General features: G+C 72.4%; 17 protein-coding genes. 8 read left to right on the top strand and 9 right to left on the bottom strand.

Annotated features, from left to right (window positions below):
• Positions 1–132: 132 nt before the first annotated feature.
• The 4 genes from SM418_RS27395 to SM418_RS27410 all read left to right on the top strand — a co-directional run bounded on the left by SM418_RS27395 (position 133) and on the right by SM418_RS27410 (position 5,702).
• Positions 133–2,772: a DNA translocase FtsK gene (locus tag SM418_RS27395; RefSeq protein WP_371944618.1), complete on the top strand. Its 2,640-nt coding sequence runs from the start codon at positions 133–135 to the stop codon at positions 2,770–2,772.
• A gap of 140 nt (positions 2,773–2,912) precedes the next feature.
• Positions 2,913–3,659, top strand: a complete 747-nt coding sequence (locus SM418_RS27400) for a helix-turn-helix domain-containing protein (RefSeq protein WP_371944616.1) — start codon at positions 2,913–2,915, stop codon at positions 3,657–3,659.
• Between the two features lie 46 nt (positions 3,660–3,705).
• On the top strand, positions 3,706–5,115 hold the full coding sequence (gene rimO, locus SM418_RS27405; protein ID WP_371944614.1) for a 30S ribosomal protein S12 methylthiotransferase RimO: 1,410 nt from the start codon (positions 3,706–3,708) through the stop codon (positions 5,113–5,115).
• Positions 5,112–5,702 carry a CDP-alcohol phosphatidyltransferase family protein gene (locus tag SM418_RS27410; RefSeq protein WP_371944612.1) on the top strand — a complete coding sequence of 197 codons (591 nt, stop codon included), beginning with the start codon at positions 5,112–5,114 and terminating at the stop codon, positions 5,700–5,702. The genes rimO and SM418_RS27410 overlap by 4 nt, the downstream gene beginning before the upstream one ends.
• 4 nt (positions 5,703–5,706) lie before the next feature.
• Here the strand turns inward: SM418_RS27410 and SM418_RS27415 are convergent, their stop codons facing one another.
• Positions 5,707–6,492 carry an MOSC domain-containing protein gene (locus SM418_RS27415; protein WP_371944610.1) on the bottom strand — a complete coding sequence of 262 codons (786 nt, stop codon included), beginning with the start codon at positions 6,490–6,492 and terminating at the stop codon, positions 5,707–5,709.
• Positions 6,493–7,054: 562 nt separating this feature from the next.
• Here SM418_RS27415 and SM418_RS27420 point away from each other — a divergent pair.
• The 3 genes from SM418_RS27420 to SM418_RS27430 all read left to right on the top strand — a co-directional run bounded on the left by SM418_RS27420 (position 7,055) and on the right by SM418_RS27430 (position 9,413).
• On the top strand, positions 7,055–8,350 hold the full coding sequence (locus SM418_RS27420) for a CinA family nicotinamide mononucleotide deamidase-related protein (protein WP_371944608.1): 1,296 nt from the start codon (positions 7,055–7,057) through the stop codon (positions 8,348–8,350).
• A 111-nt stretch (positions 8,351–8,461) separates the two neighbouring features.
• Positions 8,462–8,815 (top strand): helix-turn-helix domain-containing protein, encoded by a 354-nt coding sequence (locus SM418_RS27425; protein ID WP_089313015.1) that lies wholly within the window; start codon positions 8,462–8,464, stop codon positions 8,813–8,815.
• Between the two features lie 130 nt (positions 8,816–8,945).
• Positions 8,946–9,413, top strand: a complete 468-nt coding sequence (locus tag SM418_RS27430; RefSeq protein ID WP_371944606.1) for a Dps family protein — start codon at positions 8,946–8,948, stop codon at positions 9,411–9,413.
• 134 nt (positions 9,414–9,547) lie between these two features.
• Here the strand turns inward: SM418_RS27430 and SM418_RS27435 are convergent, their stop codons facing one another.
• The 7 genes from SM418_RS27435 to SM418_RS27465 form a co-directional block, all read right to left on the bottom strand.
• Positions 9,548–10,432 carry a LysR family transcriptional regulator gene (locus tag SM418_RS27435; RefSeq protein WP_371944604.1) on the bottom strand — a complete coding sequence of 295 codons (885 nt, stop codon included), beginning with the start codon at positions 10,430–10,432 and terminating at the stop codon, positions 9,548–9,550.
• Positions 10,433–10,605: 173 nt separating this feature from the next.
• Positions 10,606–11,394, bottom strand: a complete 789-nt coding sequence (locus tag SM418_RS27440) for a DNA-formamidopyrimidine glycosylase family protein (protein WP_371944602.1) — start codon at positions 11,392–11,394, stop codon at positions 10,606–10,608.
• A gap of 3 nt (positions 11,395–11,397) precedes the next feature.
• Positions 11,398–11,862: an RrF2 family transcriptional regulator gene (locus SM418_RS27445; RefSeq protein WP_371944600.1), complete on the bottom strand. Its 465-nt coding sequence runs from the start codon at positions 11,860–11,862 to the stop codon at positions 11,398–11,400.
• Positions 11,863–11,967: 105 nt separating this feature from the next.
• The gene (locus SM418_RS27450; protein WP_371944598.1) at positions 11,968–13,452 is read right to left on the bottom strand and encodes a glycoside hydrolase family 3 protein; all 1,485 of its coding nucleotides are present in this window, start codon (positions 13,450–13,452) and stop codon (positions 11,968–11,970) included.
• The gene (locus SM418_RS27455; protein ID WP_371944597.1) at positions 13,449–14,291 is read right to left on the bottom strand and encodes a carbohydrate ABC transporter permease; all 843 of its coding nucleotides are present in this window, start codon (positions 14,289–14,291) and stop codon (positions 13,449–13,451) included. Before SM418_RS27455 ends, SM418_RS27450 begins: the two co-directional genes overlap by 4 nt.
• Positions 14,288–15,259, bottom strand: a complete 972-nt coding sequence (locus tag SM418_RS27460; protein WP_371944596.1) for a carbohydrate ABC transporter permease — start codon at positions 15,257–15,259, stop codon at positions 14,288–14,290. The genes SM418_RS27455 and SM418_RS27460 overlap by 4 nt, the downstream gene beginning before the upstream one ends.
• 22 nt (positions 15,260–15,281) lie before the next feature.
• The gene (locus SM418_RS27465) at positions 15,282–16,553 is read right to left on the bottom strand and encodes an extracellular solute-binding protein (RefSeq protein ID WP_371944594.1); all 1,272 of its coding nucleotides are present in this window, start codon (positions 16,551–16,553) and stop codon (positions 15,282–15,284) included.
• Between the two features lie 253 nt (positions 16,554–16,806).
• On the opposite strand from SM418_RS27465, the gene SM418_RS27470 reads away from it, so the two are divergent.
• Positions 16,807–18,033 carry an ROK family transcriptional regulator gene (locus SM418_RS27470; protein WP_371944592.1) on the top strand — a complete coding sequence of 409 codons (1,227 nt, stop codon included), beginning with the start codon at positions 16,807–16,809 and terminating at the stop codon, positions 18,031–18,033.
• A 125-nt stretch (positions 18,034–18,158) separates the two neighbouring features.
• Here the strand turns inward: SM418_RS27470 and SM418_RS27475 are convergent, their stop codons facing one another.
• Entirely contained in the window at positions 18,159–18,293 is a 135-nt protein-coding gene (locus SM418_RS27475; RefSeq protein ID WP_371944590.1) for a hypothetical protein, read from the bottom strand.
• Positions 18,294–18,481: the final 188 nt, after the last annotated feature.

The raw sequence follows: 18,481 nt of genomic DNA on the forward strand, positions 1-18,481 counted from the left end.
GGCCTGGCGTCCGGGTCCGGACGTCAGGCCACCGGGGTCCCCGCGGCCGCCCGTCGTCGGCGGCCGTCCGTCGTCCAACACGCCCGCTCACCGTCCCCGGAACCGCGGGGGTCCTTGGTTACTCTCATAACCATGGCCACACGTGCGTCCGGGGGTGCGAGAACCTCTTCGCGTGCGGGGGGCAGTGCGGCTCGCAGGCCCACAGGTTCGACCCCCCGGAAGCGACCGAGCGGCACCTCCAAGGGCGGCCGCGGCTCGGGGCGGGGGCGCCCCCCGCAAAAGCCCGACCCGATCTCCCAGGCCGTCCTCGGGTTCTTCAAGCTCCTGTTCAGGCTGTACCTGCTCGCGGCCGTCGCGGTCGGTTCGGTCTTCCGCGCCTACGGGGACGGCGCCCGCAACCTCGACCCCGAGCACCGCCGCGACGGGCTCGGGCTGGCGCTGCTCGGCTCGTCCATCGTGCTGGCATCGGTGACCTGGTTCCGGCCGGACGGCGTCGTCACGATCGCGCTGGAGAAGGTCGTGCGCGGCGGCCTCGGCATCATGGCGATGGCGCTGCCCGTCCTGCTGGCGCTGCTGGCGTGGCGGACGCTGCGCCACCCCGAGCAGCACGAGGACACCGGCCGCGTCGTCATCGGCATCACCGCGCTCGGCGTCGGCGTGCTCGGCATCCTGCACATCGCCGCCGGCGTCCCGTCCCCGGCGGAGGACATGGCCGGCGTGCGCGAGTCCGGCGGCGTGATCGGCTGGCTGGTGTCGGCCCCGCTCGACACGGCGCTCAGCGGCTGGGTGGCCGTCCCGCTGCTGCTGCTCCTGTCCGGGTTCGGCCTGCTGGTCGTCACCGCGACGCCGATCGCGAAGGTCCCCGAGCGGGTCGCCGACCTGTGGGCGATGGCGACGCTGCAGGGGCGTCCGGAGCGCCCGTCCGCCGGGGAGAAGGACGGCGAGGACGCGCCGAAGAAGCGCCGCCGCAAGAAGAAGACCGAGGACGGCGCCGACGAGCTGGAGGTCGGCGAGCACTCCCGGCCCTACGACACGCCGCTGCTTGAGGACGCGCCGAAGAGGGCCGACCGGCCGAAGCGCGACCTCGCCGACGAACTGTTCGAGCCCGACCCGTTCGGCGCGGACGTCCCGCCGCCAGCGCCGCCCGCCGACGACGGGCCGATGGACGAGCACGTCGCCGGCGAGTCCATGGCGGAGGCGTCTCATGAGGCGTTCCACGAGCCGCCCCATGAGGCGCCGAACGAGGTGCGCGACCCGACCCCGCCGCCGCCCCGCTCGGAGCAGCTGCCGCTGTCGTCGTCCGGGGAGATCTACGTGCTGCCCGACCCGGCGACGCTGCGTCCCGGCAGCGTGTCCAAGCCGCGGACGAAGGCCAACGACACGGTCGTGAACGCGCTCACCGGCGTGCTGGAGCAGTTCGACATCGACGCGCAGGTCACCGGGTTCACCCGCGGCCCGACGATCACCCGGTACGAGATCGAGCTGGGCCCGGCGGTGAAGGTCGAGAAGGTCACCGCGCTGACCAAGAACATCGCCTACGCGGTGAAGAGCGCCGACGTGCGCATCATCTCCCCGATCCCCGGCAAGTCGGCGATCGGCGTGGAGATCCCCAACACCGACAAGGACATCGTCAGCCTCGGCGACGTGCTGCGCTCGCCCGCCGCGACGAACGAGCACCACCCGATGATCGTGGGGCTCGGCAAGGACGTCGAGGGACGCACGGTCGTGGCGAACCTGGCGAAGATGCCGCACATCCTCATCGCGGGCGCCACCGGCGCCGGCAAGTCGACGTGCATCAACGGGCTGATCAGCTCGATCCTGATGCGCGCCACGCCGGACGAGGTCCGGATGATCCTCGTCGACCCCAAGCGGGTCGAGCTGACGATGTACCAGGGCATCCCGCACCTGATCACGCCGATCATCACCAACCCGAAGAAGGCCGCCGAGGCCCTCGAATGGGTCGTGGGCGAGATGGACCGCCGCTACGACGACCTGGCCGCGTCCGGGTACCGGCACATCGACGACTTCAACAAGGCGGTGAAGGCGGGCAAGCTCAAGCCGCCGCCGGGCAGCGAGCGCGTCTACACCCCGTACCCGTACATGCTGGTCATCGTGGACGAGCTGGCCGACCTGATGATGGTCGCGCCCCGCGACGTCGAGGACTCGGTCGTCCGCATCACCCAGCTGGCCCGCGCCGCCGGCATCCACCTCGTCCTGGCCACGCAGCGGCCGTCGGTGGACGTGGTCACCGGGCTCATCAAGGCCAACGTGCCGTCCCGGCTGGCGTTCGCGACCTCCTCGCTGTCCGACAGCCGCGTCATCCTCGACCAGCCGGGCGCGGAGAAGCTCGTCGGGCAGGGCGACGCGCTGTTCCTGCCGATGGGCGCGAGCAAGCCGATGCGCCTCCAGAACGCCTACGTGTCGGAGAAGGAGATCCACGGCGTCGTCGACCACTGCAAGGCGCAGATGGAGGCGAACTACCGGGAGGACGTCGCCGAGTCGGGCAAGCCGAAGAAGGAGATCGACGAGGAGATCGGCGACGACATGGACCTGCTCGTCCAGGCGATCGAGCTGGTCGTGTCCACCCAGTTCGGGTCGACCTCGATGCTGCAGCGCAAGCTCCGCGTCGGGTTCGCCAAGGCCGGGCGGCTGATGGACCTGATGGAGAGCCGCGACATCGTCGGGCCGAGCGAGGGCTCCAAGGCGCGGGACGTGCTGGCCAAGCCGGACGATCTCCCCGGAGTGCTCGCGGAACTACGCGGCGGCGGCTGAGCGGACGCGGCCAGGGCATTGCGGAATGATGCGAAATCTTGCCCTGTTTCGAACGTGTTGGCTGTCGCCCAGCGGGCATTGCCGTTCCTAGACTGGTGTCCCAGGAGATCGGCCACGAGCGCCCCCGAAGGAGGCCCGAGGTGAGCATCGGTGAGACCTTGGCGGAGGAGCGTCAGCGGGCCGGTCTCTCGGTGACACAGGTGAGCCTCCAGACCCGGATCCGGGAGACCGTGATCCGCGGTATGGAGGCCGACGACTTCTCCGCGTGCGGCGGCAACTTCTACGCCCGCGGGCACATCCGCAGCATCTCCCGGGTCATCGGCATCGACGCGGAGCCGCTCGTCGCCGAGTTCGACGACGGGCACGGCGGCGCGCCGCAGCCCGTCTCGGCGGTGTCGGCGTTCGAGCCGGAGCAGCCCGTCGCGTTCCGCGAGCGCAAGGCGCCGAACTGGAGCGCCGCGATGGTGCTCGCGCTCGCCCTCGTCGTCGTCTACGGGGTGGTCCAGGTGGTCGGCCACGGCGGCGGAGAGCGGCGCACCGCGCGGCAGGTCGCCGGGACGCCCGCGGCGTCCTCCCGGCCGCCGTCCGCGCCGCCCAAGAGCGGCGCGCCGGTCGCGGAGGCGCCGCGCACCAAGGTCGAGGTGCGGATCGAGGCCAAGCGCACGACCTGGCTGAACGTCATCGGCGACGGCGGCAGGACGCTGTTCATCGGCACGCTGCGCAAGGGCGACCACAAGGACTTCTCCGCCAAGAAGAAGGTCAAGCTGGTGGTCGGCGTCGGCGGCAGCGTCGACCTGACCGTGAACGGCAAGGACATCGGCTCGCCCGGCAAGGGCAAGGGCGTGCAGCGGTTCAGCTTCGACCGGAACGACCCCGAACCCGCCTGAGGGGCCGCTGGTAGGTCCTGGCGCCTGAGCCCATTACCTTTAGGGCATGTCGACTCGCCGCAAGGTCTCCCTCATCACGCTCGGCTGCGCCCGCAACGAGGTCGATTCCGAGGAACTCGCCGCGCGCATCGAGGACGCCGGCTGGGATCTGGCCGACGGCGCGGACGGCGCGGACGTGGTCGTCGTCAACACCTGCGGGTTCATCGAGGCCGCCAAGAAGGACTCCATCGACACGCTGCTCGCCGCGCACGACTCCGGCGCCAAGGTCGTGGCGGCCGGCTGCATGGCCGAGCGGTACGGCAAGGAGCTGGCGGAGGCGCTGCCGGAGGCCGACGCCGTGCTCGGCTTCGACGACTACGCCGGCATCGGGGAGCGGCTCGACGACGTCATGGCGGGCCGCGCGCACGCCGCGCACACCCCGCGCGACCGCCGGACCCTGCTGCCGATCAGCCCGGTGGAGCGGACGGCGTCCCGCGTGGCGGTTCCGGGGCACGGCCCGGCCGACCTGCCGGCCGGGGTGGCGCCCGCGTCCGGGCCGCGGGTGCTGCGGCGGCGGCTCGGCGGCGGCCCGGTGGCGCCGTTGAAGCTGGCGTCCGGCTGCGACCGGCGCTGCACGTTCTGCGCGATCCCGGCGTTCCGCGGGGCCTACGTCTCCCGCCCGCCGGCGGAGGTGCTGGAGGAGGCGCGCTGGCTCGCCGGGCACGGCGTCCGCGAGCTGGTCCTCGTCAGCGAGAACTCGACGTCGTACGGCAAGGACCTCGGTGACCTGCGCGCGCTGGAGCGGCTGCTGCCGGGCCTCGCCGCCGTGGACGGGATCGAGCGCGTCCGGGTCAGCTACCTGCAGCCCGCCGAGACGCGCCCGGGGCTCATCGAGGCGATCTGCGGCACGCCCGGCGTCGCGCCCTACTTCGACCTGTCGTTCCAGCACGCGAGCGGCCCGGTGCTGCGCTCGATGCGGCGGTTCGGCGACCGGGAGCGGTTCCTCGGGCTGCTCGGCCAGATCCGCGAGCTGGCGCCCGAGGCGGGGGTGCGGTCCAACTTCATCGTCGGCTTCCCGGGCGAGACCGAGGACGACTTCGAGGAGCTGGCGGAGTTCCTGTCCGCCGCGCGGCTCGACGCGGTCGGCGTGTTCGGCTACTCCGACGAGGACGGCACGGAGGCCGCGAACCTGGACGGCAAGCTCGACTCCGCGGAGGTCGCGGCCCGCGTCGAGGAGCTGTCGAGCCTCGCCGAGGAGCTGACCGCGCAGCGCGCCGAGGACCGCATCGGCTCGCGGGTCCGCGTCCTGCTGGAGGACAAGGCCGAGGACGGCGGTTTCGAGGGGCGCGCCGAGCACCAGGCACCCGAGGTGGACGGGACGGTCCTCGTCCGCGGCGCCGGCCTGCCCCTCGGCGAGATCGTCGAGGCCCGCGTCGTCGGCGCCGACGGCGTGGACCTGATCGCGGACGTCGCATGATCGCGGGCACCCCGGAGCCGGTCGCGGGCGCCCCGGACCCGCCGCCGGCCGGCGTCTGGAACATCGCCAACGCGCTGACGATGACCCGGATCGTGCTGGTCCCGGTCTTCGTGTGGCTGCTGTTCCTGGACGGCACCGGCTGGCGGCTCGCCGCGTTCGCGGTGTTCGCCGCCGCCTCGATCACCGACAAGATCGACGGGGACCTCGCCCGGGCCCGGGGCCTGGTCACCGACTTCGGCAAGATCGCCGACCCGATCGCCGACAAGGCGCTCATCGGCGCCGCGCTGGTCAGCCTGTCGCTGATGGGGGAGCTGTGGTGGTGGGTGACGGCCGCCATCATGGTCCGCGAGATCGGCGTCACGCTGCTGCGGTTCGCCGTGATCCGGTACGGCGTGATCCCGGCCAGCAAGGGCGGGAAGCTGAAGACGATGCTGCAGGTCGTCGCCATCGGCTTCTACATCCTGCCCGGCCCGCTGGACTGGGTGCGCTGGGTCACGATGGGTGCCGCGCTCGCCGTCACCGTCGTCACCGGGGTCGACTACGTCGTCCAGGCGTGGCGGTTGCGCCGCACCTCCGGGGGGTCCTGACCGCTCACGTCGCGGCCAACTCGTCGCCGACGCGGAGGGCGCCGGTCGCGCGGGGGATGCCGAGGCGGCCGAAGAGGATCTCGCGGCCGCCGTCGACGCGGCCGGTGCGGTAGCGGCCGAGCGCGCGGAGAGGCTCGGGCGCGCGCCGGGCCGTCTCCTGGTCGGTGTTGACGATGACGCAGCGTCCGGTCGACCGGACGAGCTCGATCTCGACCCCGCCGCCGCGCAGCCGGGTGACGGCGTCCTCCCCGTACGGGCCCAGGCCGCGCAGGACGATGTTGGGCCGGAACCGGTTCAGCGGCAGCGGGCGCTCGACCCGCCGGTTGAGGTCGTCCAGCGACTCGGCGGACAGCACCGAGACCGGATAGCCGTCGGCGAACGCGAGTGTCCCGCCGCCGAGCCGGGTGGGCCGCGTCCCGGTGAAGCGGACGAGGCGGCACGGGGCGCCGAGGACGGCCGAGAACCATCGGGCCGCGTCGTCGCCCTGGTCCACGCCTTGGCAGGGGCGCTTGTGGACGGTCACGTCCAGCGGCGGTCCGTCCACGGCCGCGCACACGAGCGGCGTGTCGGCCAGCGGGGTGGAGACGGTCAGCTTGACGCCGTCGTAGGCGGGACGGAGGAGGGCGAGTTCGGGGACCTCCCGTTGCGAGAGGTGGCGTCCGTCCGGGCGGACGAGCATGAACTCGCGGTCGTGACGCAACCCGTCCGGCGTCAGCTCGGCCTCGGTGAGCGCGACGGCGCCCGCGCTCTTGACGGGGAAGACGTTCAGCTCCGCGACTACGGCGATCATGCGCCGGACGTTACGGGCCCGCCGCGCCGGTGACCAGGAAAAGCGGAGCTACCTGACACCGATTCGTCAGCTTGCGGGCGGAGCCGCGAACGGCCGTGGCGCCCGCGAGGGCCGCGAGGCCACGCCCACCCCGGTCGTGGTCCCGCGGCCCCGTACCGCGGGCGCCACGCCCTTGGATTATCCCCGTCCCCGTCCCGGCGGACGAATCGATCAAATGAGTTTTGACTCACAACGTGACCTGCGCTTTCGCGAGCCGGTCCCGCCGGGGGCCGATGACGCTCGGCGACGAAGCGCGCACACTCGCCGGCCCTGCCCGCACGCCGTGGCGGACGCGGTCACGTTCCGGACGACAATGCGCGGCCGGCCCTTCCGCGCGGCGACGGAAAAGGGATGCGCCGGTTGGACCGGTGCGAACGCCGGCGAGCCGCTCCGGCCTGTATCGGCCGCCCTTCCCGGTCAACCGGTGGTGCGCCGGGGCCGTCGCGGGGCCGCGCCGGTAGATTCGAGAAGCCGGTGGTCCCGGCGCCCGGGACCGGCCGCCGCCAGCGAGGATGGGGACGCCATGCGAGTCGAACTGCTCACCGTCGGCGACGAGCTGCTCCTCGGCGACACGATCAACGGGAACGCGGCGTGGCTCGGCCGCCGGCTGGCCGACCACGGCGTCGAGGTGACCCGCAGCGTCGTCGTCGGCGACGAGCTGGACGTCATCGTCGCGGCCGTGACGACCGCGCTCGAACGGGCCGACGCGGTGATCACCACGGGCGGGCTCGGCCCCACCTACGACGACCTCACCCGGGACGCGCTCGCCGCGGCGGCGGGCGTCCCCCTCGTCCGCGACCCGGACCTGGAGCGGCGGCTGCGCGAGCGGGTCGCCCGGGCCGGCCGCGTGCTGCAGCCGATGGCGCTGCGCATGGCCGACGTCCCGAAGGGCGCGCGGGTGCTGGCCAACTCCGCCGGCTCCGCGCCCGGCCTGCGGGTCGAGCTGCCCGGCGGGGCCGTCTACGCGCTGCCCGGCGTCCCGTTCGAGATGCGCACCATCATGGACGAGACGGTGCTGCCGGAGCTCGCCCGCATCGCCGGGCTGCCCGCGGTCGCGCGCCGCACGCTGCGCACCTCCCGGATGTGGGAGTCGGTCATCGCGACGCGGCTCGCCGAGGTCGAGGCGATGGACGGGGTGAAGCTCGCCTACCTGCCCGACCCGGCGGAGGTGAAGATCCGGATCACCGTGGCGGGCCCGGACGCCGCCGGCCGCCTCGCCGGGGTGGAGGCGCACGTCCGGACGCTGCTCGGCTCGGCCGTCTACGGGGCCGAGGACGAGTCGCTCGACCGGGTCGTCCACCGGCTGCTCGCCGCCCGCGGGGAGACCGTCGCGGCGGCGGAGTCGCTGACCGGCGGGCTCATCGGCGCGGAGCTGACCGCGATGCCCGGCTCGTCCGCCACCTTCGCGGGCGGCATGGTGACGTACGCGACGGAGGCGAAGCAGCGGTTGCTGGGCGTCCCGGCGAAGCTGCTCGACGAGCACGGGGCCGTCCACCCGGAGGTGGCCGCGGCGATGGCCGCGGGCGTCCGGGGCGCGATCGGCGCGACCTACGGGCTCGCGGTGACGGGTGTCGCCGGCCCCGACACGCAGGACGGCCGTCCGGTGGGAACGGTGTACGCCGCCGTGGCCGGTCCCGGCGATTCGCGCACGGTGGTCAGTCCGAGACTCCCCGTGCCCGGCGCCGGGCCGGAGATGCGCGCGGTGATCCGGCGGATGACCGTCGTGCACGCCCTTGAGCTGCTGAGACGCGTCCTGATGGGGCTTGACGTCGAGGGTGAGAGCGAGGAGGCTCAGGCAGATCGGGAAGACCTGGACTGATTACAGCGTTACGTTCCCAGCGAACACGAAATCAACGGTCTGCCATGGCCACCGTCAAGGCGGGTACGGTGGAACCGGCAGATGGTCCGAACTGAGGGAGGGAGCGAGACGATGGTCCTGCTTCGCCAGCTGCTCGGTGACGTACTGCGGCAGCTGCGGCTGCGCCAGGGACGCACCCTCCGTGAGGTGTCCGCGGCGGCGCGGGTGTCACTCGGCTATCTCTCCGAGGTCGAGCGTGGACAGAAAGAGGCCTCTTCGGAGCTGCTGTCCTCGATCTGCAAAGCCCTGGGCGTCCCGCTGTCGCACGTGTTGAGGGAAGTCGCGGATCAGCTGGCCCTCGCCGAGCTGCAGCACGAGCCCGTCATGGCGGGCGCGCCGGAGCACGAGCGCATCTCCGCCGAGAGCATTCCGGAGACGCCGGAGGAGATCACCGGGGAGCTTCGCGCCGACATGGTCGCGGCCTGACCTGTCCTCGGTCGCGTTCATGCCCTACCGGGGGCCGCGGGTGTGCGCGGTCTCACGCATGAACGCGGCATTCAGGGGGATCCTTCCGTGTTGTAACGGACAACCGTAACGAAGCGGAAGGAGCCCGATAATGGCGACGGTCAAGAGCCCGCTTCCGGAGCAGGCCGTGAAGGCGGCTGGGCAGGCCCTGCAGGGCGCTCTCGTCGATCTCATCGATCTGTCCCTTGTGGCCAAGCAGGCGCACTGGAACCTGACCGGGCGCAACTTCAAGGTCGTGCACGAGCACCTCGACGAAGTCGTGGCGCTGGCCCGTAGCGGCCAGGACGACGTCGCAGAGCGCGCCGTGGCTATCGGCGTGAACCCCGACGGCCGTTCCCGCACGGTCGCCGACCGGACTGAACTGCCGCAGCTGGAGGCCGGCTACCTCGACGACGACAAGGTCGTCGCCGCGGTCACCGACACCCTGGCGCAGATCATCGGCCGGTTCCGGGAGCGCATCGCGGCGACCGACGAGCCCGACCCGGTGACCCAGGACCTGCTCATCGGCATCACCGCCGAGCTTGAGAAGCAGCACTGGATGTTCCAGGCCCAGACCTGACGATTGCGATCCGGGCCCGCCCCGCGCCACGCGATCACGTGCCAACGTGATCCCGGCGCGATCGCGACCCGAGTGCGAAGCCCCGGTCCCCGCCGTTCCCGGCGGGGACCGGGGCTTTTCGTGTCGCCGCACGGTCAGGCCCGCAGATGCTCCAGGACCGTTTCGGCGAACTCGATCGCGAGGGGGCTCAGGGCGTCCCAGCGGCGTGCGGCCCAGCCGGCGGCGAGCGGAGGCAGGTCCGGGATCGGGATCAGCCGGACGTCTCCCCTGCCGCGCCCCCAACCCGGCAGCGCCGGAAGGATCGCGTGGCCGAGCCCCAGTTCGGCGAGCAGGAGAGCGGTGTCCCAGTCCGCGACGCTGGTGGTGGACGTCAGCCGCACACCGTGCCGTTCGAGGTGCATCTCCAGGTGGACGCGGGACGTGGAGTGCGCGGGCAGTTCGATGTACTGGATTCCCGACAGGTCGTCCAGCGTGACGGACGTGCGTCCCGCGAGAGGATCGCCCGCATGGACGGCGAGCATCCACGCCAGCTCGGACGAAGCGCGCTGCTCCACGCCGTCGAGCGGCGGGCCGATCGTCACCCAGGCCAGGTCCGCGGTGTGCGAGCGGACGGCCTCCAGGCAGCGGCGGCTGGAGGCCGCCGTCTCGAACTGGAGGGCCGCCTCGGGGTGCCGGTCCCGGAAGGCCGCCACGCCCGCCGCCATGAAGTGCCGGACGGTCGTCGCGCCGGTCGCGACCCGGACGGTGCCGCCGACCCCGCGGCGCAGGTCGTCGAGGTGGCGCAGCGCCGCGTCCAGCCCGGCGATGCCCTCCGTCGCGGCCTGGTGCAGGATGCGCCCGGCCCGCGTCGGCACCACCCCGCGCGGCCGCCGCTCCAGCAGGACCAGCCCGGTCTCCCGCTCCAGCCGCTTGACGTGCTGGCTGACCGCCGACTGGCTGCACGCCAGATCCCGTGCGACGGCGCTGAGGTTGCCCACCGTGCAGACGGCCACGAACACGCGGAGATCGTCCAGGGTCATGAGCCCAAGCTAGAGCTAAGCGATCAATAAGAAAACCCGAGAATTGACTTGGGGTGATCGCCGACCGAGGATCGTGGTGCGGGCGCAGGATCCGGCGACCCGGCTAGGCGGCGACCCGCCCCGGCGGCACCGGGGGCCAGGGCGGGCGCCGACCCGCTGCCCCTGCTGCCCCGCTACCCGCGCGACTTGGGCGCCGGCTGGCAGCGCGGGCACCAGTAAGTGACGCGCCCCTTCTGCTCGGCCCGCTCGATCCGCGTCCCGCAGCGCCGGCAGGGGCGTCCGGCCCGCCCGTACACCCAGTGCTCCCGCCCGCGTCCGAGGTCGCCGGTGGTGATGTGGCCGTGCCGCTCCTTGTTGGCGTCCAGGAGCCGGTGAGACAGCTCCACGAGCCCCGGCAGGTCGGGGACGTCACCGACACGCGCCCACGGGTTCACGCCCCTCAGGAACAGGACCTCGGCCTTGTAGACGTTGCCGATCCCCGCGAGCCGCGTCTGGTCGAGCAGCGCCTCCCCGACCGCCCGCTCCGGCTGCTCGCCCAGCCGCGCCGCGGCCCCGGCCGCCATCTCCGCGGCCCATGACGGATCGAGGAGATCGGGCCCGAGGTGACCGACGGCCTCGTCCTCCTCGGCGGTGCGCAGCAGCTCGACCAGGCCGAGCGAGTAGCCGACCGCCTGCCACTGCGCGTTCGCCAGCACCAGCCGGATCCGGTGGTCGCGCGGCACCGGCCCCGACCGGCGGATCTGCCAGCGTCCCTCCATCAGCAGATGCGTGTGCACGGTGAGCCCGCCCTCGACGCGCAGGAGGAGGTGCTTGCCCCGCGAGACGGCGTCCAGGACCGTCCGCCCGCGCAGGTCGGCGGTGGCGAACCGGGGGACGCGGAAGTCCGAACGCGTGAGCGTCCGCCCGGCGAGCGCCTCGCGCAACCGCCGGGCCGTCAGCCAGACGACGTCCCCTTCCGGCATGGCTCAGATGAAGGAGGGGCTCTCCCAGGCGGACGGGTCCTCGGTCAGCTTGCGGACGGGGGCGGGCAGTTCCCCGGACGCGATGTGCGCGAGCGTGACCTGCTCCAGGATGGACCGTTCGCTGGCGCGCAGCGCGATCCACACCTCCTGCAGGGAATGCGCCGGCCCCTCGTACCCGACGTGCTCGGGGCGCTCGCCCCGGACGCCGAGCAGCGGCCCGTCGATCGCGCGGATGATGTCGGCGAGGGAGATCCGCTCGGCGGGCCGCGCCAGCCAGTAGCCGCCCTCGGGGCCCCGCTGGCTCCGCACGAGGCCGGACCGGCGCAGCTGGCCGAGGATGTTCTCCAGGAATTTGGGCGGAATCTGCTGGGCCTCCGCGAGCTGTACCGCGGTCACCGGGTGACTCCCGGCGACCGCCAGCTCGGCGGAGGCGCGCAGCGCGTAATCGACCCGGGCGGACAATCGCATACTCGTATTATCCCTTGCCGACCGGACCGGTCGGGCACTGCCTCGTCCGCCGAGCGCGGCGCGCCCCCCGGACCGGGCCCCCTCTCCGGCGGGCGAGCCGCGGGTCTAGCCGGTCGGGGCCAACCCGAGGAGTTCGGCGGCGGCCTGGGCATTGGCGGCGGCGGCGCCGTAGGTGGCCAGGTACACGGCCGATCCGGGACGCCAGACGGGCAGCCCCATCTCCACGACGACGGTGTCGGGGCGGGCCGTCAGCAGGGCCGTCGCGAGGGCGCGCTGCCCGGCGTGCCGGTGTGCGTCGCGCAGGACGACGACCAGGCCGCGTCCCTTGGCACGATCCAGGATCCCGGCCACCGTTCCGCCGGCTCCGTAGGCCGCGCCCGCTCCGTCGGCCCGGACGGCGTCGGGCGCCCACGGGTGCAGGCCCCACGGGGTCGGGCCGACGGCGATGTTGCCGGTCGACTCCGTCTCGACGACCAGCGGCGCCCCGGCCCAGCCTGGGAGCGCTCCGAAGACGCGGACGGCGCGGCGGGCGGCCTCCAGGCCGGCGGCGCGGTCGACCGCGGCGGGGGCGTGCCCGGCGAGCCACTCCCTGAGCCGCGCGGTGCGCCGCGCGGCGTCCGCCAGCCGGCCCGGGGACAGCCGACCGGTCCGCACCGCCTCGCCGATCGCGTCGAGGGTCGCCGCGACGGTCTCGGCGTGCTCGTGCGAGCCGAGGCAGAGCAGGTCGGCGCCCGCGATCAGGGCCCGCACGGACGCCTCCGGGATGCCGATCGCGCCGCTCGCGCCCGCCATGTCGAGCGCGTCGGTGACGATCACGCCCCGGTAGCCGAGGCGCTCGCGGAGCAGCCCGGTGATCGCGGCGTGCGACAGGGTGGCCGGCACGCCCCCGGTGATCGCGGGCAGGTCGAGGTGGCCGGTCATCACCGCGCGGGCGCCGGCGGCGATCGCGGCGCGGAACGGCACCAGCTCGCGGCGGTCCAGCAGCTCCAGGTCGGCGTCGACGAGCGGGATCGACAGGTGCGAGTCCTCCACCGTGGAGCCGTGGCCGGGGAAGTGCTTCGCGCAGGCGGCGACGCCCGCCTCCTGCGTCCCGGTGACGGCCGCGGCGCCGTGCCGGGCGACCAGTTCGGGGTCGGAGCCGAACGAGCGGGTCCCGATGACCGGGTTGTCGTCGGCGGTGTTGACGTCCACCGACGGTGCGAAGTTGAGGTTGACGCCGACCTCGGCCAGCTCGGCCCCCAGGGAGCGGTAGACGCGGCGGGTCAGTTCGGGGTCGTCCACGGCGCCGAGCGCGGCGTTGCCCGGGTAGGGGCTGCCGGTGGCGTGGCCGCCGAGGCGGGTGACGTCGCCGCCCTCCTCGTCGATCGTGACGAAGGGGTCGCCCGCCTTGCGCATCTGCGCGGTGAGCGCGGCGAGGGACTCCTGGCTCGGCACGTTGCCGACGAGGGCGAACAGCGTGACGCCGCCGAGGCCGGCCTCCAGCTCGTCCAGCAGCCAGCGCGGCGCGGTCGCCCCGGGGAACGACGGGAGCAGCGTGCCGCGCGCCAGCCGGGCGATCTCCGCCGTGGTCGCGATGTCGTCGGTCGTCACCCCTTCACCGCCCCGGCGGTGAGGCCGGACACCATGCGGCGCTGGACGAGCAGGAAGAAGGCGATGACGGGAATGGTGAGCAGCGTGGACGCTGCCATGATGGGCCCCCAGGCGTTGCCGCTGCGGCCGAAGAAGAACTGCAGCATGATCGGCAGGGTGTACTTGTTCTGGTCTTCGAGGAACGTGTAGGCGAAGATGAACTCGTTCCAGGCGGTGATGAAGGAGAAGATGCTGGTCGCCACGAGTCCGGGCGCCACCAGCGGGAGCATGACGGTGAAGAACGTCCGGACGGGGCCGGCCCCGTCGATGGCGGCGGCCTCCTCCAGTTCGCGCGGCACCGCGGCGACGAAGCCGCGCAGCATCCAGATCGCGAACGGCACGGCGAAGCCGATGTAGACGAGCGAGAGTCCCGCCAGGCTGTTCAGCAGATCGAGCTGCTTCAGGTCGAGGAAGAGCGGGATGACGAGCGCCTCCAGCGGCACCATCTGCACCACCAGCAGCATGACCAGGAACGTCGTGCGGAACCGGAAGCGGAACCGGGCGACGGCGGTGGCGGCCATCAGCGCGAGCAGGCCGGACGCGAGGACGGTGACGACCGCGAGGATCGCGCTGTTGGCGAAGTACTCCCAGAAGGAGACCTCGGCGATGCCGCCGTTCAGCACCAGGTCGAAGTGCTTCAGCGTCGGGTGGGCGGGCAGCGGCTTCGGCGTCGAGCTGAAGATCTCGCTGTTGGGCTTGAACGCGGTGGACGCCATCCAGAAGACGGGGAAGACCGCGATGGCGAAGACGAGCAGCCCCGTCCCGTTGAGCAGGATCCTGCGTGTCAGCGAGGTCCTCATCGCGTCTCCCCCTGTCGGACCATGACCCGCACGTACAGGGCGGTGACGATGAGCAGGATGAACGTGAGCACGAGAGCGATCGCCGAGCCCATGCCGAGCTTCGGATTCAGCGAGCCGAACGCCTCGGAGTAGGCGTAGAGCGACAGGTTGAACGCGTCGCGGTTGGCCAGCCCGGACATGATGAACAGCTGCGTGAAGACCTTGAAGTCCCAGATGACCGACATGACGAGCAGCACCATGAAGATCGGCTTGAGCATCGGGTAGGTGATGCTCCAGAACGTCCGCCACGGGCCCGCCCCGTCCACCCGCGCCGCCTCGTACAGCTCGCCCGGGACGCTCTTCAGCCCGGCCAGCACGGACACGGCGATGAACGGGCACGCCTGCCACACCACGCACACCGTCAGCACGGTGTAGGTGGACAGCGGCGTGGCGAACCAGTTGTAGTCGGTCCAGCCGCCGCCGACGAGGAAGTCCGGCAGCAGGTCGAGGGACCAGTTGACGAGCCCGCCGGTGGTGCCGAACAGCCAGCTGAAGATGATCGCCGCGGTGACCGGCGGGGTCGCCCACGCGACCATCACGCCGCCCGCGACGACGCCCGACATCTTCTTGCCGAGCTTGTTCAGCAGCAGCCCCACCAGCGTCCCGATGACCAGGGTCAGGCTCACCGCGACGACGGCGAACAGCACGGTGTGCTCGAGGGTCCGCCAGAAGAACGGGTCGTTGAGGATCTTGTCGAAGTTCTCGGTCCCCACCCGCTCGGCCGGCTCGCCGCGCAGCTGGCGGTTGCCGACCTTCTGGAACGACATGATCCCGATCTGGATCATCGGCCAGAACATCAGGACGGCGATCACGAGCGCGGTCGGCGCGATCAGCAGGTAGGGCCCGAGGCGGGGCCGGCGGCCGGGGCGCGCCCGGCCGGAGGTCCTCCGGCCGGGCGTTCTCCGCACCGCTGGGGCGGTGTCGAGCATGGACGTTCCGATCAGCCGTGAGCTAGGGGTTCAGCAGGGTGTTGGCCTGCTCGTTCGCCTTCTTCATCTCCGCGTCGGCGTTCTTGCCCTGCATGATCGCCTTGACGGTGTTCGGCAGCACCTTCTTGGCCTGCTCGAACTCCGCCCAGCCGGGGCCGATCGGCGGGAACTTGGTGTTGCCGGCGATCTGGGTGAAGACCTCCAGCTTCGGATCGGTGAACTTCACGTCCGACCGCATGGACGAGAAGCCGCTGTAGTCGGCCCACGCCTTGGCGTTCTTGGCGTTGTTCAGGACCGTGATGTAGTCGAAGGCCGCGGCCTTGGCCTTGCTGTCCTTCCAGACGGCGAGGTCGGAGCCGCCCGCGAGCGCCGGGGCGTTGCCGCCGTTCTTGGCCGGGATCGGGAAGACGCCCCACTTGTCGGCGTCCTTGGGGGAGATCTCCTTCATCTGCTTCAGCGCCCAGCTGCCGTCGATGTACATGCCGAGCTTGCCGAGCGCGAAGTCGCGCTGCGGGCCCTCCAGCTCGTTCTTGCCGACGTACTTCTCGGGCGCGACCTTCTCGGTGGTGACGAGGCCGGTGTAGTACTTCACCGCCTCGACGGCCGCGGGCTGGTCGAGCTGCCCCTTCCAGCCGCCGTCGCCGTCGTCTGCGGCGACCTCGCCCCCGTTGCCCCAGATGAAGCTGAGCAGGGCGTTGGTCTGGTCGCTCGGGGCGCCGACGCCGGGGACCTTCTTGGCGTCCTGCACCTTCTTCGCCGCGGCGGTGAGGTCGGCCCAGCTCTTCGGCGGCTGGACGCCGAGCTCCTGGAACCAGTCCGTGCGGTACCAGATGCCGCGGACGCCGCCGTACCACGGCACCGCGTAGATCTTGCCGCCCGCGCCGTCGTTGCCGAGCGCGGTCTTGTTGAGCGTCTTGCCGTCCGCCCAGCCGTTGAACTCGCCGGTGATGTCGGCCAGGCTGCCCTGGTCGATGTGGGACTGGACGTCGGTGTTGCCGAGTTCGGTCACGTCCGGGCCCTCGCCGCCCGCCGCCGCCTTCTGGAACGTGGTGGCGACCTGCGGCCACGGCACGTACTTGATCTGGACGTCGGTGTTCGGGTGCTTCTGCTTGAACTCCGTCTCGACGCCGTCGAGGAGCTTGGTCTGCTCGGGCGTCCCGTCGCCCATCATCCAGACCTTGAGCTGGGCGGGGTCCTTGCCCGCGCCGGATTCGTCGTCCTTGCCGTCGCCGCCGCAGGCCGTGGCGGCCAGGGCGATCGCGGCCGCCGCGGCCGCAATCTTGGTGTACTTCACTGGGGGATCCTTTCCGGCATCGCCCGCGCGGCCTTGTGGCCTGCGGTGCGGGGGAGCGGGCCCGGACCCTCTAGGGTCCTGGCCATGCCCCTCTCGCGTTCGGAACGCTCGCGGGCGCCCTGCTCGCCAGTCCGCGCTCTGCGCGCGCCCCCGGCCGGGGTACCGGACGGGTCGGCGCTTGGGCGTAAACTAACAAGAAACTTTCCTAAACAAAACTGCTCGTTAGCGGATTGAGACATCGAGGGGGGCCGGCATGGCCAGACGCCCGGGAACGCCGAGGCTGCTGCGTGAGCTCAACGACCGTGCGGCGCTGGACCTGCTCGTCGAACAGGGCCCGCTGACCCGCGCGCAGATCGGCGAGCACACCGGACTGTCGAAGGTAACCGCATCGCAGCTGTTGTCGAGACTGAAGGAGCGCGGGCTCGTCACGGTCGTCGGCGAGCAGGCCGGCGGGCGGGGGCCCAACGCCGCGCTGTACGCCGTCGTCCCCTCCAGCGCCTACGTCGCCGGGCTGGAGGTGGGGCCGGACGGGGTCACCGCCAGCGTGGCCGACATCACCGGGCACATCGCCGCCCAGGTCACCGTGGACCCGAACGGCGCCGACGAGCCGGTGAAGGTGGTGCACAGCGCCGTCGTCAAGGCGTGCCGGTCCGCCGAGGTCGCCGTGTCGAGGCTGAGCGCCTTCGTCATCGGGACGCCCGGCGTCGTCGACCCGCGCTCCGGCGACGTCCAGTTCTCCTTCGACCTGCCGTCCTGGCACGAGGGCGTCCTCGCCGCGCTGAAGACCGACCTGCGCCGGCCCGTGACCATCGAGAACGACGTCAACCTCGCCGCCGTCGCCGAGCGGGCCTACGGCGCCGCTCGGGACGCCGACGACTTCGCGCTCATGTGGTTCGACCGCGGGATGGGCCTGTCGGTCATGCTCGGCGGACGGCTGCACCGCGGCCGGTGGGGCGGCGCGGGCGAGATCGGCTACCTGCCGGTCCCCGGCGCGCCGCTGCCGGTGGGCGCCGCCCGGCGCGGCCCGCGGGAGGAGCGGGGCGTCACCGAGTCGACGACCTGGGGCATCCCGACCCTCGCCGGGGGCTACGGGGCGCTCGTCGGCGCGGACGCCGTCCGGAGCCTCGCCCACGAGCACGGGATCGCCGAGGCGACCGCGTTCGACTGCGTCAGCGCGGCCGCGGCCGACGAGGACCGCGGCGGCGCGTTCCTGGACGAGCTCGCCAACCGCATCTCCTACGGCGTGACCTCGGTCAACATCGTGCTGGACCCGGGGCTCGTCGTGCTTTCGGGCAGCCTCGGACGGGCGGGCGGACGTCCCCTCGCCGGCCGCATAGAGAGGATCGTCGGCCAGGTCAGCCCGACCCGCCCCACCGTGGCCGTGACCGAGGTGGAGGGCAATCCCGTGCTGCGCGGCGCCCTGCACGCGGCGCTGCAGAAGGCCCGCGACGACGTCTTCTCCGCGGACGGCGCCCCGTAGAAGAGTCGCAGGAAAGGTCGTAGGAAGCACGTGCCCCCGCCGGGCGGCGGGGGCACCTCGCTTGCGCGGCCACTCGGCGGCCCACCCCGCCGCTCGGCGGGCGCTCGTTACTTGGCGGCCATCCGTTACTTGGAGGCCACCGCCTCGACGGCGGCCTCCTTGTGGCGCCGCGGGTCGTTCAGCGCGCGGTCGATGACGGTCTGACTGATGACCTGGCGCTTGCGCCGGAGCGCGGCGGCCTTCCGTGCCGTAGGTGTCATGGCGAAACCCCGTTCCGCGGTGGCGCTTTCCCCTTGGCCACCGCAAACCCCGTGATGCCTTCATGCTCTCAAATGAGAGGGCCCGGGGGATCCGTCCGAGGAATGAAATCGAGGTCAGACCAACAGCGTATGGCGCCCCTGGGCGCGGCCGGGCTTCCCCTGGGATCATGGAGGGGAGACACCCGTCC

This window comes from Actinomadura chokoriensis (assembly GCF_041463665.1).
GTDB classification, from domain to species: domain Bacteria; phylum Actinomycetota; class Actinomycetes; order Streptosporangiales; family Streptosporangiaceae; genus Spirillospora; species Spirillospora chokoriensis_A.